Origin of the sequence: Auraticoccus cholistanensis, from assembly GCF_009742705.1 — a bacterium.
Taxonomy (GTDB): Bacteria; Actinomycetota; Actinomycetes; order Propionibacteriales; family Propionibacteriaceae; genus Auraticoccus; species Auraticoccus cholistanensis.
Genome location: NZ_WPCU01000005.1, coordinates 414300 through 427900 on the forward strand (window position 1 = coordinate 414300; position 13601 = coordinate 427900).

Consider the following 13601-nt stretch of genomic DNA (forward strand, 5'->3'; position numbering starts at 1 on the left):
GGTCTCAGCCGGCGACGCGGCGGTGGGCCTCGCGCAGCGCCGCCTCCTCCGGGCCGCTGAGGATGGTGGGGACCGCGAGGTCCTCGAGGGCGACGAAGCGCAGCGTGCTGCCGCGGGTCTTCTTGTCCAGCCGCATCGCCTCCAGCAGCGCCTCGAAGGAGGCCCCGGAGTAGCGGGTGGGCAGCCCGAGGGTGGTCAGCACCGAGCGGTGCCGGTCGCGCAGCGCGGGCTGCTGCAGGCCGACCACCTCGGCCAGCTCGGCCACGTACACCATCCCGACGCTGACCGCGTCGCCGTGGCGCCACCGGTAGCCCTCGACCCGCTCCACGGCGTGGCCGAAGGTGTGGCCGTAGTTGACCAGCTCCCGCCCGATCGCGCGCCCCTGCGAGGTGGACTCGCGCAGGTCGGCCGAGACCACGGCGGCCTTGACCGCGATGGCCCGCTCCACCAGCTCGGCCAGCCGGGCCGAGCCCGGGTCCTGGGCGTCGGCCGGGTCGTCCTCGACCAGGCTGAGGATCTGCGGGTCGGCGACCAGCCCGCACTTGACCACCTCGGCCAGCCCGGCGCGGACGTCGGCCGCCGGCAGCCCGGCGAGCAGGTCGAGGTCGCACAGCACCCCGAGCGGCTCGTGGAAGGCGCCGACCAGGTTCTTGCCGGCGGGGAGGTTGATGCCCGTCTTGCCCCCGACGGCGGCGTCCACCATGCCGAGCACGGTGGTGGGCACCGTGACGAAGCCGATGCCGCGGGCCCAGGTGGCGGCGACGAACCCGGCCAGGTCGGTGGTGGCGCCGCCGCCGAGGCCCACCACCACGTCGGAGCGGGTGAACCCGGCCGCGGCCAGGGTGTCCCAGCAGGACTGCAGCACGGCCGCGGTCTTGGCCTGCTCGGCGTCGGGGACGGTGATGTCGGTGACGCGGGCGTCGAGGCCGGCGGCCAGCTCGCGGGCCTGGCCGCTGAGCACCTGCGGGTGCACCAGCGCCACGCGGTCGGCCCCGGCGACCAGCTCGACCAGCTCCGAGCGGACCCCGGCCCCGATCCGCACCCGGTAGGGACGTTCGGCGGAGACCTCGACCGTCCTCACGGCCGTCCTCCCCCGCCGAGCTGGTCGAGGATCTCGACCACCACCTCCGCCGGCTCCCGGCCGTCGGTGTCGACGGCGTGGGTGGCGGTGGCGGCGTAGACCGGCAGCCGCTCCTTCAGCAGCTGCGCCAGCCGTCCCCGGACGTTGCCCAGCAGCAGCGGCCGGGCCACGTTGAGACCCACCCGCGCCGCGGCCACCGGCGCCGAGACCTGCAGCCAGACCACCGTCTCGCCGGCCAGCGCGTGGCGGGTCTGCTCGGCCAGCACGGCGCCCCCGCCCAGCGAGACGACACCCGCTCGGGTGAGCGCCTCGGCGGTGGTGCGGACCTCCAGCTCGCGGAACCAGGGCTCGCCGCGGGTGGCGAAGATGTCGGCGATCGACTCCCCCGTCTGCTGCTCGATGAGCTCGTCGACGTCGTGGTGGGCGGTTCCCAGCCGCTCGGCCAGCAGCGCCCCGACCGCGCTCTTGCCCGAGCCGGGGGCGCCGATGAGCACCACCCGCTCCGGGACGGCGGGCCGGGTGGCGTCGGCTGCGGTCACGACCCGATCCGCAGGCCGCGGGCCTCGACGTCGGCCAGGTAGGCCCGGTGGTTGCGCTGCACCTCGGCGACCGAGTCGCCGCCGAACTTCTCCAGCACCGCCTCGGCGAGCACCAGGGCCACCATCGCCTCGGCCACCACGCCGGCCGCCGGCACGGCGCAGACGTCGGAGCGCTGGTGGTGGGCCACCGCCGCCTCGCCGGTGGCGGTGTCCACCGTCCGCAGCGCCCGCGGGACGGTGGCGATGGGCTTCATGGCGGCGCGGACGCGCAGCACCTCGCCGGTGCTCATCCCGCCCTCGGTGCCTCCGGAGCGCCCGCTGGCCCGGCGGATGCCGTCGGCCTCCCGGGTGATCTCGTCGTGGGCCAGGCTGCCGCGGGTGCGGGCCAGCTCGAAGCCGTCACCCAGCTCGACGCCCTTGATCGCCTGGATGCCCATCAGCGCGGCGGCCAGCCGGGCGTCGAGGCGGCGGTCGCCGGTGACGTGGGAGCCCAGGCCCGGCGGGACGCCCCAGGCCAGCACCTCGACCACACCGCCCAGGGTGTCTCCGGCCTTCTGGCACGCCTCCACCTCCGCCACCATGGCGGCGCTGCCCTCGGCGGAGAAGCAGCGCACCGGGTCGGCGTCGATGGCGGGCAGGTCGGCCGGTGTCGGCAGCGCACCGACGGGGGCGCGCACCGGACCCAGCTCGGTGACGTGGCTCAGCACGCTGATGCCGACCGCCTGCCGCAGGAACGCCGCGGCGACCGCACCGATGGCCACCCGGGCGGCGGTCTCGCGCGCCGAGGCCCGCTCGAGCACCGGGCGGGCCTCGTCGAAGCCGTACTTCTGCATGCCGACCAGGTCGGCGTGCCCGGGGCGCGGTCGGGTCAGCGGGGCGTTCCGGGCCAGCCCGGCCAGCACCTCGGGGTCGACCGGGTCGGCCGACATCACCTGCTCCCACTTCGGCCACTCGGTGTTGCCGACCTGGATCGCCACCGGCGAGCCGAGCGTCTCGCCGTGGCGGACGCCGCCGAGGATGGTGACCTGGTCGGCCTCGAACTTCATCCGGGCACCGCGGCCGAAGCCCAGCCGGCGCCGGGCGAGGGCGGCGGAGACGTCGTCGCTGGTGATCCGGACGTGGGCCGGGAGGCCGTCGACGGTGGCCACCAGGGCCGGTCCGTGCGACTCACCGGCGGTCAGGTAGCGCAGCATGGGGGGAAGTCTGTCACCTCCCGGCGCGCGCCCCGATCGCTTCCCGACCGGCAGACATCAGCACCTCGGCCGGCACGGTGCTGCCGGTCATCAGCTCCACCTGCAGCACCGCCTGGTGCACCAGCAGGTCGAGTCCGCTGGCCACCGCCCGGCCGGCGCGGGCGGCGGTGGCCGCCAGCACGGTCGGCCAGGGGTCGTAGACCACGTCGAAGACGACCGGCGCCGCGGCCACCACCTCGGCGGCCAGCTCGTCGGCGGCGCCGGCGACCACGGTGGACACCGCGACGTCGGCCGCCGGCAGCGACACGTCGGAGACGGCCTGCGCCCAGGGCAGCACCTCCACGTCGGCGCCGAGGGCGGCGGCCTGCTCGGCCAGCGGCCCGGCCCGCTCGGGCCGGCGGGCCACCACCAGCAGCCGGCGGGCGCCGAGCCCGGCGAGCGCGGCGACCGCCGAGCGCGCGGTGGCGCCGGTGCCGAGCAGCAGCGCGGTCCCCACCTCGGTGGCGCCGGCGGCGCGCAGCGACCGCTGCAGACCGCCCACGTCGGTGTTGCGGACCTGCGGCCGGTCGCCGAGCAGCAGCGTGTTGGCCGCGCCGACGGAGCGGACGACGTCGTCGGGCTCGCCGAGCTCGAGCACCGCCTCCTTGAGCGGCATGGTCAGCGACAGCCCCCGCCAGCGCCCGTCCAGCCCGGCCACGAAGGCGGCCAGCCCGGCGGCGTCCACCCGGTGCCGCTGGTACTCCCAGTCCAGCCCGAGGTGGCGGTAGGCCGCACCGTGCAGCACCGGGGAGAGCGAGTGCTCGATGGGGTCACCGAGGACGGCGCAGACCCGTCCGCCGGCGGTGGCGGCCACCGGTCAGCACCCCGAGGGGTTGTCGTTGGCCTCGCACCAGTCGCGCCACTCCTGCACGTTGCGCTCGTGCTCGGCCGGGTCGGCGGTGAAGCGGGTCTCGCCGGTGTCGAAGTTGACCGTGACGAAGTACAGCCAGTCGCCGTCGGAGGGCCGGGCCGCCGCCTCCATCGCGGCGCGGCCGGGGGCCGAGATCGGACCGGCGGGCAGCCCGTCCACCTTGTAGGTGTTGTACGGGCTCTCGGGCGGGCCGCTGGGCTCGAACGCGCCGGCCGGCTGCTGCTCGGGCGGGTAGACGCCGGTGGCGTAGTAGACGGTGGAGTCGAACTGCAGCCGCATCCCCTGCTCGAGGCGGTTGTAGATCACCCGGGCCACCTTGGGCCGGTCCTCGGCGATCGTCACCTCCTTGTCGATGATGCTGGCCACGATCGCGATGTCGCGGGGGGTGAGGCCCAGCTCCTGGGCCGCCCCCTCGAAGTCGAGGTCCTCCGCCACGTCGTCGTAGCGCCCGGCCATCTGCCGCAGCAGGTCGCCGGCGGTGGTGTCGTCGTCGAACTCGTAGGTGTCGGGGAACAGGAACCCCTCCGGGGAGCCCTCGGCGTACGGCACCAGGTCCAGGTCGTCGGGGCGCTTCAGCGCCTTCTCGAAGTCCTTGGCCGGGATGCCGCTCTTGGCCAGCGCCTCGACCTGCTGGGACAGCACCAGCCCCTCGGGGACGGTGACCCGGGTGACCTGCAGCCGGTCGGTGTCGAGCAGGTACTCCAGGGCCGTGGCGGCGGGCAGCCGGGTCTTCATCGCGTAGGTGCCGGCCTGGATGGTGCTGGCCTCGGGGTCGGAGGCGACCGCCGCCTGCCAGGCCTCGGTGGAGGCGATGACGTCGTTGTCGTGCAGGATGTGGCCGATGTCGGTGACCGAGGCGCCCTGGGGCACCTCGATCTCGATGTCCTCGGCGCCGTTGCCCTCGTAGTCCTCGGCGGCCGCCGCGGTGAAGAACCCGGTCACCCGGCTCTCGACCACGTCGAACACGGCGTACCCACCGCCGACCAGCACGGCGAGGGAGACCGCCACCGCCAGGTACCCCTTGATGCGGTGCCACGTCTCCCGACGCCGGGTGCGGTCGGTGTCCATCATGCTCACAGGCAGGTGCCTCCTGGTCGGCGGTCGGCGGTCAGCCTACCGGGAGCGCGCCACCAGCTCCCCCGGCGCGCGTCCGGTGCGTCGCTCCGCGTCGAGAGCGCGTTCGAGGATCTCCACCGCGGCGGCCTGGTCGATCACCGACCGCTGCCGGCGGGCGTCGCGGCCCCGCTCCCGCAGCCCGCGGGAGGCGGTGACGGTGCTGAGCCGCTCGTCGACCAGCCGGACGTCCACCGGCAGCCGGTCGGCCAGCCGGACCGCGTGCCGGCGGACGTCCTGCGCCGCCGGCCCCTCGGTGCCGTCCAGCGCGATCGGCAGCCCGAGCACCACCTCGACCGCCTCGTGCTCGGCGACCAGCTCGGCCACCCGGGCGTAGCTGTCCCGGTCGGCCGGCACGGTGGTGACCGGGACGGCCAGCGTGGCGGCCGGGTCGCAGCGGGCCACCCCGATGCGGGCCCGGCCCCAGTCCAGCCCCAGCCGGACGCCCGTCCTCACCGCCGGCTCAGCCGCGGGTCAGCCCGGCGACCGCGGCCTCGATCGCCGACAGCGCCTCCGGGGCGCCGCCGACGTCGGTGCCGCCGCCCTGGGCGACGTCGGCCTTGCCGCCGCCGCGGCCACCCAGCCGGGGGGCTCCGACGCCGACCAGCCGGCCCGCGTCGGCGCCGAGGTCGCGGGCGGCCGGGGTGGTCGCCACCACCAGCGCCGCCTTGTCCTCGCCGCCGCCGACCAGGGCCACCACCCCGGGCCGCTGCCCGAGCCGGCCACGGACGTCCAGCGCCAGGGTGCGCAGGTCGTTGCCGGCGACGCCCTCGACCCGGCGGCCCACGAAGGCGATCCCGCCGACGTCGGTGGCCGCGGCGGCGAACTCGTCGGCACGGGCCAGCAGCTGGGCCGACCGCATCGCGGCGACCTCCTTCTCCGCGGCGCGCAGCTGGCTGACCAGCCGCTCCACCCGCTCGGGCAGCTGCTCGGGCTGGACCTTGAGCAGGTCGGCCAGGTTGTTCACCATCGCGCGCTCCTTGGCCAGGTGGTCGAACGCGTCGGCGCCGACGAAGGCCTCGACGCGCCGGACACCGGAGCCGATGGAGGACTCCGCGGTCAGCGTCAGCAGGCCGATCTGGGCCGAGCTCTGCACGTGGGTGCCGCCGCAGAGCTCGCGCGACCACGGCCCGCCCATCTCGACCATCCGCACGACGTCGCCGTACTTCTCGCCGAACATGGCCATCGCGCCGAGGTCCTTGGCCTTCTGCAGCGGCATCTCGGTGGCGGTCACCGGCAGGTCGGAGCGGACCGCCTCGTTCGAGACGCCCTCGATCTCCTCCTTCAGCCCCGGCGTGAGGGTCTGGGTGGCGTTGAAGTCGAAGCGCAGGTACCCGGGACGGTTGTAGGAGCCGGCCTGCACCGCGGTGGGGCCGAGCAGCTGGCGCAGCGCGGCGTGCACCACGTGGGTGGCCGAGTGCGCCCGGCAGCTGTCCATCCGCGCCCGGGCGTCGACCTGGGCCCGCACCCGCATGCCCTGGGCCACCTCGCCGAAGGTGATCCGCACCCGGTGCACGACCAGCCCGGGCAGCGGGCGCTGCACGTCGAGCACCTCGGCGCGCAGCCCGTCGGCCACGATCTCGCCGCTGTCGGCGTCCTGGCCGCCGGACTCGGGGTAGAACGGGGTGGCGTCGAGCACCAGCTCGACCACCTCGCCCTCGCCCGCGCTGGGCCGGTTGGCGCCGTCCAGCACGATGCCGCGGATGCGGGTCTCGGTCAGCAGGTCGGTGTAGCCCAGGAACGGCGTGTCGCCTTCGCCACGCAGCGCGCGGTAGGCCTCGATGTCGGCCGGGCTGCCCTTCTTGGCCTTGGCGTCGGCCTTGGCCCGCTCCCGCTGCTCCTGCATCAGCGAGCGGAAACCGGCGGTGTCCACCTGCAGGCCCTGCTCGGCAGCCATCTCCAGGGTCAGGTCGTAGGGGAAGCCGTAGGTGTCGTGCAGCTGGAACACCTGCTCCCCGCCCAGGCTGGCCCGGCCCTCGTCGCGGGCCCGGCGCACGGCCAGGTCGAAGATCTGGGTGCCGGCGGTCAGGGTGCGCCGGAAGGCGTCCTCCTCGGCGTAGGCGGCGGCGCTGATCCGCTCCCACGCGGCGCCGACCTCGGGGTAGGAGGCGCTCATCAGGTCCCGGCTGACCGGCAGCAGCTCCGGCAGCACCCGGTCGCCCACGCCGAGCAGCCGCATCGCCCGCACGCTGCGGCGCAGCAGCCGGCGCAGCACGTAGCCGCGGGCCTCGTTGCCGGGGGTGACGCCGTCGGTCATCAGCATCAGCGCCGAGCGGACGTGGTCGGCCACCACCCGCAGCCGCACGTCGTCCTCGGCGTCGGCGCCGTAGCGGCGCCCGGCCAGCTCGCCGGCGCGCTGGATGACCGGGTAGACCTCGTCGATCTCGTACAGGTTGTCGACGCCCTGCAGCAGGTAGGCGACCCGCTCCAGACCCATCCCGGTGTCGATGTTGGGCTTGGGCAGCGGGCCGCGGACGTCGAAGTCGTCCTTGGCCCGCACCGAGGCCAGCTCCTGCTGCATGAAGACCAGGTTCCAGATCTCCAGGAAGCGGTCCTCGTCGGCCTCGGGGCCGCCGTCGGGCCCGTACTCGGCGCCGCGGTCGACGTAGATCTCGCTGCAGGGCCCGCCCGGTCCGGGGACGCCCATGTGCCAGTAGTTGTCCTTCAGCCCGCGGGGCTGGATGTGCTCGGCGGGGACGCCGACCGCGCGCCAGTGGGCGACGGCCTCGGTGTCGCCCTCGGGGTAGTCCGGGTGCACCCCGGGGCCGAGCACGGTGACCCAGATCCGGTCCGGGTCGAAGCCGAAGCCGCCCTCGGCCTGCGGCCCGGTGACGAGCTCCCAGGCGTAGCGGATCGCCTCGGCCTTGAAGTAGTCGCCGAAGGAGAAGTTGCCGTTCATCTGGAAGAACGTGCCGTGGCGGGTGGTCTTGCCCACCTCCTCGATGTCGAGGGTGCGCACGCACTTCTGCACGGTGGTGACGCGCGGCGCCGGCGGGGCCTCCGAGCCCAGGAAGTAGGGCTTCATCGGCACCATGCCAGCGTTGACGAACAGCAGGGTGGGGTCGTTGTAGAGCAGCGAGGCCGACGGCTGCACCAGGTGCTCGCGGGCGGCGAAGAAGTCGAGGAATCGCTGGCGGATCTCGGCGGTCAACATGTTCGGTGGTGTCCCTCGGGAGAGTGCGGGTCGGTCGGGCGGTCGCGCGCTGGTCGCCGTGCTCGTGCGAGCGCGGGCGATCAGCGCCCGGCAGCTCGCCGCGCCCGGGGCTCGCCGACGGCTCCGGCCTCGGCGGCCGCCTCGGTCTCGCCCTCGTCCATGCCCAGCGCCTCGCGGAGCTCGGCCTCGCGCTCGTGCATGGCGGTGGTGAAGGTCTCGGTGAACTCCGCCACCCGCTCCCCCAGGCCGGCCTGGGCCTGGGTCACCCGCTCACCCACCCGCTCGGCCACCGCCTCGGGGGTGGCGCGGCGCAGCAGGTCGCGGACCTTGAGCACCAGGAAGACGCCCAGCAAGGTGCCGAGCACGAAGGCCAGGAAGCGCCCGATCATCGTGCCGACCCCCCGCCGCGGGAACGGCGGCCGCGGATGGCCTGGCGGACGCCGTAGCTGATGGCGGCGGTGCGCACCAGCGGACCGCCGAGGGTGGCGCTGAACAGGGTGGCCAGCTGGGCCGCGTTCTCGGTCACCACGGTGGCGTGGCCGGTCACGCGGGCGGCGTCCTCGGTGACCACGCCGACCTTCTCCAGCTCGGAGTTGACGCCGCGGACGGTGCCCTGCAGCTCGGTGAGGATCGGGGTGGTGCCGTGGCCGATGTCGCGCACGGCCAGCCGGGTCTCCTCCAGCACCCGGCCCAGCTTGAACATCGGGACCGCCACGACGGCGACCAGGGCGACGAAGGCGATGGCGGCGATCAGTCCCGCGACGCCGCCCAGGGTGATGTCCATGTGTGTCGCTCCTCGTGTCGTCCTCGTCGGTGTGAGCCGGCTGCCGGTGGCGCCGACGAGCCTAGTGCAGCCGCGCGCCGGCACCGAACCCGTTCCGGTGCTCCGGTCTCAGTCCTCGCGGCGGCGCCCCAGCAGCTCCTCGATCCGCTCCAGCCGGGCGGCCACGTGCGCCTCCGCGCCGTGACCGGTCGGGCGGTAGTAGCGGGCTCCCTCCAGCTCGTCGGGCAGGTACTGCTGGGCGGCCACGCCGTGCGGCTCGACGTCGTGGGCGTAGACGTAGCCGGTGCCGTGGCCCAGCTTCGCCGCACCCGGGTAGTGGGCGTCGCGCAGGTGCACCGGCACCTGCCCGATCCGCCCGCCGCGGACGTCCTCCAGGGCCGCCCCCAGTCCGGCGTAGGCCGCGTTCGACTTCGGCGCCATCGCGCAGGCCACCACCGCGTGGGCCAGGTTGATCCGGGCCTCGGGCATGCCGATCAGCTGCACGGCCTGGGCGGCGGCCACGCACAGCGGAAGGATGCTGGAGTCCGCCATCCCGATGTCCTCCGAGGCCAGCACGACCAGCCGGCGGGCGATGAACCGGGCGTCCTCGCCGGCTTCCAGCATCCGCGCGAGGTAGTGCAGCGAGGCCTGCACGTCGGAGCCCCGCAGCGACTTGATGAAGGCGCTGATGACGTCGTAGTGCTGGTCGCCGTCGCGGTCGTAGCGCACCGCGGCCCGGTCCACCGCCTGCTCGAGCACGGCGGTGCCGATCTCGTCGGTGCCCACCGCGGTGGCCCCCGCCGCGGCCTCCTCCAGGTAGGTCAGCGCCCGGCGGGCGTCCCCGCCGGCCATCCGCAGCAGGTCGGCGCGGGCGTCGGCGGTGAGCCGGTACAGCCCGTCGTCGGGGGTGCGCAGCCCACGGGGGTCGCTGAGCGCCCGGTCGAGCAGGGCGGAGATGTCGTCGTCGGTGAGCGGGCGCAGGGTGAGCAGCAGCGAGCGCGACAGCAGCGGCGAGATGACCGAGAACGACGGGTTCTCGGTGGTGGCGGCCACCAGCGTCACGAGCCGGTTCTCCACCGCCGGCAGCAGGACGTCCTGCTGGGCCTTGGAGAAGCGGTGCACCTCGTCGACGAAGAGCACCGTGGAGGTGCCGCGGGCCAGCTCGCGGCGGGCCCGGTCGAGGACGGCGCGGACCTCCTTCACCCCGGCGGTGACCGCGGAGATCTCCACGAACCGGGAGGCGGTGGAGCGGCTGACCACCGAGGCGATGGTCGTCTTGCCCACGCCGGGCGGGCCCCACAGGAAGACCGACATCGCCGCCTCACCGGAGGCCAGCCGTCGCAGCGGTGAGCCCGGGGTGAGCAGGTGCTGCTGGCCGACGATCTCGTCGACCGTGGTGGGACGCATCCGGACCGCCAGCGGGGCCTGCCCGTGGGCGGCGCCGCTGAGGCTGCCGCCGGTGCCGGCCGGCTCCTCCAGGTCGGTGTTGCCGAAGAGGTCCTCGCTCATCGCTGCGCTGCTCCCCTCACTCGCAGACGTACTGGCGGCCGTCGAGCTCGTGGCTGCCGGGACCCAGGATGGCGCAGACGTCGGACGTGGCGTCGGACAGCAGCAGCGTGCCCACCAGCGCGGAGCCGCCGACGACGAGCCAGACGAGCGTGGCGAGCCCGCCCACCACGACGCCGACCACGGCAAGGGTCCCGGGGTGACCGGCGCGGCGCGACCGCCGCAGCGCCACCAGGCTGATCACCAGCCCGACCACCCCGAAGCAGGTGAGGGCGGTGACCAGCCCGACCACGGCCGGCGTGCGGCCGGGGTCGGGCCGGACCTCGCTCACCGGACGTCCACCCCGGCCTCCTTGCGCTGCTGCGCGGTGATCGGGGCGGGGGCCGCGGTCAGCGGGTCGTAGCCGCCGCCGGACTTGGGGAAGGCGATCACCTCGCGGATCGAGTCGGCCCCGGCCAGCAGCGCGACGATGCGGTCCCAGCCGAAGGCGATGCCGCCGTGCGGGGGCGCGCCGAAGGCGAAGGCGTCGAGCAGGAACCCGAACTTCTCCTGCGCCTCCTGCTGGCTCAGCCCCATCACGGCGAACACCCGCTCCTGGATGTCGCGGCGGTGGATACGGATGGAGCCGCCGCCGATCTCGTTCCCGTTGCACACCAGGTCGTAGGCGTAGGCCAGCGCCTCACCCGGTTCGGTGTCGAAGGTGTCGAGGAACTCCGGCTTGGGCGAGGTGAAGGCGTGGTGCACCGCGGTCCAGGCGCCACCGCCCACGGCGACGTCACCGGAGGCGCGGGCGTCGGCGGCCGGCTCGAACAGCGGCGCGTCCACCACCCACAGCAGCGACCAGGCCGACTCGTCGACCAGCCCGCAGCGTCGCCCGATCTCCAGCCGGGCCGCGCCCAGCAGCGCCCGCGCGGCCTTGGGGGTGCCTGCGCCGAAGAAGATGCAGTCCCCCGGCTGGGCGCCGGTGTGGGCGGCCAGGCCGGCCGCCTCGCTCTCGGAGATGTTCTTGGCCACCGGGCCGCCCAGGGTGCCGTCCTCGGCCACCGTGACGTAGGCCAGCCCCTTGGCGCCGCGCTGCTTCGCCCACTCCTGCCAGGCGTCGAAGGTCCGGCGGGGCTGCGAGGCACCGCCGGGCATCACGACCGCGCCGACGTACTCGGCCTGGAACACCCGGAACGGGGTGCTGGCGAAGTAGGCGGTGCAGTCGACCAGCTCGCAGCCGAAGCGCAGGTCGGGCTTGTCGGTGCCGAAGCGCTCCATCGCCTCGCGGTAGGTCATCCGCGGGAACGGGGTGCTGAGCTCGACACCGACCAGCTGCCACAGCGCGCGGGCGATCGCCTCGCCCAGCTCGATGACGTCGTCCTGGTCCACGAAGCTCATCTCGATGTCGAGCTGGGTGAACTCGGGCTGGCGGTCGGCCCGGAAGTCCTCGTCGCGGTAGCAGCGGGCGATCTGGTAGTACCGCTCCAGACCGGCCACCATCAGCAGCTGCTTGAACAGCTGCGGGCTCTGCGGCAGGGCGTACCAGGAGCCGGGGGCCAGCCGGGCCGGCACCAGGAAGTCGCGGGCGCCCTCGGGGGTGGAACGGGTCAGCGTCGGGGTCTCGACCTCGACGAAGTCGCGCTCGGCCAGCACGGCGCGGGCGGCCTGGTTGACCTTCGAGCGCAGCCGGATGGCCCGGGACGGGCCCGGACGGCGCAGGTCGAGGTAGCGGTGCTTGAGGCGGGCCTCCTCGCCGACGTCGGTGCGCTCGTCGATCTGGAACGGCAGCGGCGCGGAGGGGTTGAGGACCTCCAGCTCGCGCACCGAGACCTCGACCTCACCGGTGGGCAGGTCGGGGTTGGCGTTGCCCTCGGGGCGGGTCTCCACCACCCCGGTGACGGCGATGCAGTACTCGTTGCGCAGCTCGTGGGCGCCGGAGGCCTCCAGCACCTCGTCGCGGACGACCACCTGGACGATGCCGCTGGCGTCGCGCAGGTCGAGGAAGGCGACACCGCCGTGGTCGCGGCGGCGGGCCACCCAGCCGGCCAGGGTGACCTGGTCGCCGGCGTGCTCGGCGCGCAGGCTGCCGGCTTCGTGCGTTCGGATCATGGTCGCGGTCCTTTCGGGTCGGGTCCCGAAGGGGGGCACCTCCGGGACGAGGAGCCCAGGAGGTGTGGGCGGGGGCCAGATCGCGGTGCCACCACACCTTCGCCGCGCACCCCGGGGACCGGGGACGGGCCTCTCGTCGGTACGCCGGACGCGCGGTCACCGGCTGCCCCGCGGGCGGGCGGGTCGTCACTCCGCCACCGGTTCCGTCCGTCACTGTAGCCGCCTCCCCGGGTGCCCGCGAACCGGTTCGCGGGGGGCCGCCGGACGGGTGTTGGATGGGTCGGTGACCGCCGCTCCGACACCCCCTGCCGACGAGCACGCGAGAGGTCTGGTCTTCACGACCGCGGCCTACCTGCTGTGGGGCGCGATGCCGCTCTACTTCGTGCTGCTGGTCCCGGCGACCGCGATCGAGATCGTGGCCCACCGGGTGCTGTGGAGCCTGCTGGTGTGCCTGGCGCTGAGCGCGCTGGTGGGGCGGTGGCGCCGTCGTCGCGGCGGCCTGGGGATGCTGGCCACGCTGCGGCGGCTGGGCACCCGGTCGTGGCTGCTGCTCGGGCTGGCCGGGGTGCTGGTGGCGGCGAACTGGGTGATCTACGTGCTGGCGGTCAACTCCGGGCACGTGGTGGAGGCGGCGCTGGGCTACTTCATCAACCCGGTGCTCAGCGTGGTGCTGGGAGTGGTGTTCCTGCGGGAGCGGCTGAGCTGGGCCCGCTGGCTGGCGGTGGGGATCTCGGTGGTCGCGGTGCTGGTGCTGGCCGTCGGCTACGGCCGTCCGCCGTGGATCTCGCTGGGGCTGGCGGCCTCCTTCGGCCTCTACGGGCTGGTGAAGAAGACGGTGCCCACCGACGCGGTCACCTCGCTGTCGGTGGAGACGGCCTGGCTGACGCCGGTGGCGGCGGTGACGCTGCTGGTGCTGGGGCCGGCGAACACGTTCGCCGCGCTGGGGGTGGGGCACGCGCTGCTGCTGGTCTCCTCGGGGCTGGCCACCACCATCCCGCTGCTGTTCTTCGGCGCCGGCGCGCGCCGCATCCCGCTGTCGCTGGTGGGGCTGCTGCAGAACCTGACCCCGGTGATGCAGTTCGCCATGGGGGTCTGGCTGTTCCACGAGGCGATGCCGTTGGTGCGCTGGGTCGGCTTCGCCCTGGTCTGGGTCGCCCTGCTGGTGCTGATGGGCGACATCCTGGCCCGCGGGCGGCGCCGGGGCCTCCGGCGGCGCGAGAGCGCCGCGCCGGAGCCCACCGGCGCCTGAGC

Annotated in this window: 13 protein-coding genes; 1 reads left to right on the forward strand and 12 read right to left on the reverse strand. The window is 74.7% G+C overall.

Annotated elements, in window-relative coordinates:
• Positions 1 to 4: 4 nt before the first annotated feature.
• The 12 genes from aroB to aspS all read right to left on the reverse strand — a co-directional run bounded on the left by aroB (position 5) and on the right by aspS (position 12350).
• The gene (gene aroB, locus GC722_RS07845) at positions 5 to 1081 is read right to left on the reverse strand and encodes a 3-dehydroquinate synthase (protein WP_331714525.1); all 1077 of its coding nucleotides are present in this window, start codon (positions 1079 to 1081) and stop codon (positions 5 to 7) included.
• The gene (locus tag GC722_RS17710) at positions 1078 to 1620 is read right to left on the reverse strand and encodes a shikimate kinase (protein WP_331714526.1); all 543 of its coding nucleotides are present in this window, start codon (positions 1618 to 1620) and stop codon (positions 1078 to 1080) included. The genes aroB and GC722_RS17710 overlap by 4 nt, the downstream gene beginning before the upstream one ends.
• Entirely contained in the window at positions 1617 to 2813 is a 1197-nt protein-coding gene (gene aroC, locus GC722_RS07850; protein WP_156609428.1) for a chorismate synthase, read from the reverse strand. The genes GC722_RS17710 and aroC overlap by 4 nt, the downstream gene beginning before the upstream one ends.
• 13 nt (positions 2814 to 2826) lie before the next feature.
• Complete coding sequence (locus tag GC722_RS07855; protein WP_331714527.1) at positions 2827 to 3666, reverse strand: shikimate dehydrogenase; 840 nt, start codon at positions 3664 to 3666, stop codon at positions 2827 to 2829.
• Positions 3667 to 3669: 3 nt separating this feature from the next.
• Complete coding sequence (gene mltG, locus GC722_RS07860) at positions 3670 to 4794, reverse strand: endolytic transglycosylase MltG (protein ID WP_156609429.1); 1125 nt, start codon at positions 4792 to 4794, stop codon at positions 3670 to 3672.
• A gap of 42 nt (positions 4795 to 4836) precedes the next feature.
• A complete protein-coding gene (ruvX, locus tag GC722_RS07865; RefSeq protein WP_331714528.1) occupies positions 4837 to 5292 on the reverse strand; it encodes a Holliday junction resolvase RuvX in 456 nt (151 codons plus the stop codon).
• A gap of 7 nt (positions 5293 to 5299) precedes the next feature.
• A complete protein-coding gene (gene alaS / locus GC722_RS07870; protein ID WP_156609430.1) occupies positions 5300 to 7990 on the reverse strand; it encodes an alanine--tRNA ligase in 2691 nt (896 codons plus the stop codon).
• Between the two features lie 80 nt (positions 7991 to 8070).
• Positions 8071 to 8379 carry a hypothetical protein gene (locus GC722_RS07875; protein ID WP_156609431.1) on the reverse strand — a complete coding sequence of 103 codons (309 nt, stop codon included), beginning with the start codon at positions 8377 to 8379 and terminating at the stop codon, positions 8071 to 8073.
• Positions 8376 to 8774, reverse strand: a complete 399-nt coding sequence (locus GC722_RS07880) for a DUF948 domain-containing protein (RefSeq protein WP_156609432.1) — start codon at positions 8772 to 8774, stop codon at positions 8376 to 8378. The genes GC722_RS07875 and GC722_RS07880 overlap by 4 nt, the downstream gene beginning before the upstream one ends.
• Positions 8775 to 8882: 108 nt before the next feature.
• Positions 8883 to 10262 carry a replication-associated recombination protein A gene (locus tag GC722_RS07885; protein ID WP_156609433.1) on the reverse strand — a complete coding sequence of 460 codons (1380 nt, stop codon included), beginning with the start codon at positions 10260 to 10262 and terminating at the stop codon, positions 8883 to 8885.
• Between the two features lie 16 nt (positions 10263 to 10278).
• Complete coding sequence (locus GC722_RS07890) at positions 10279 to 10590, reverse strand: hypothetical protein (protein WP_156609434.1); 312 nt, start codon at positions 10588 to 10590, stop codon at positions 10279 to 10281.
• Positions 10587 to 12350 (reverse strand): aspartate--tRNA ligase, encoded by a 1764-nt coding sequence (aspS, locus tag GC722_RS07895; protein WP_156609435.1) that lies wholly within the window; start codon positions 12348 to 12350, stop codon positions 10587 to 10589. Before aspS ends, GC722_RS07890 begins: the two co-directional genes overlap by 4 nt.
• Positions 12351 to 12633: 283 nt before the next feature.
• On the opposite strand from aspS, the gene rarD reads away from it, so the two are divergent.
• On the forward strand, positions 12634 to 13599 hold the full coding sequence (gene rarD / locus GC722_RS07900) for an EamA family transporter RarD (protein ID WP_331714529.1): 966 nt from the start codon (positions 12634 to 12636) through the stop codon (positions 13597 to 13599).
• Positions 13600 to 13601 lie beyond the last annotated feature (2 nt).

Bases quoted from the DNA above. Each gene is read 5' to 3' on its own strand.
- GC722_RS07880 (WP_156609432.1), bottom strand. From the start codon at position 8,774: ATGGACATCACCCTGGGCGGCGTCGCGGGACTGATCGCCGCCATCGCC.
- GC722_RS07885 (WP_156609433.1), bottom strand. From the start codon at position 10,262: ATGAGCGAGGACCTCTTCGGCAACACCGACCTGGAGGAGCCGGCCGGC.
- aroC (WP_156609428.1), bottom strand. From the start codon at position 2,813: ATGCTGCGCTACCTGACCGCCGGTGAGTCGCACGGACCGGCCCTGGTG.
- aspS (WP_156609435.1), bottom strand. From the start codon at position 12,350: ATGATCCGAACGCACGAAGCCGGCAGCCTGCGCGCCGAGCACGCCGGC.
- alaS (WP_156609430.1), bottom strand. From the start codon at position 7,990: ATGTTGACCGCCGAGATCCGCCAGCGATTCCTCGACTTCTTCGCCGCC.
- GC722_RS07875 (WP_156609431.1), bottom strand. From the start codon at position 8,379: ATGATCGGGCGCTTCCTGGCCTTCGTGCTCGGCACCTTGCTGGGCGTC.
- mltG (WP_156609429.1), bottom strand. From the start codon at position 4,794: ATGATGGACACCGACCGCACCCGGCGTCGGGAGACGTGGCACCGCATC.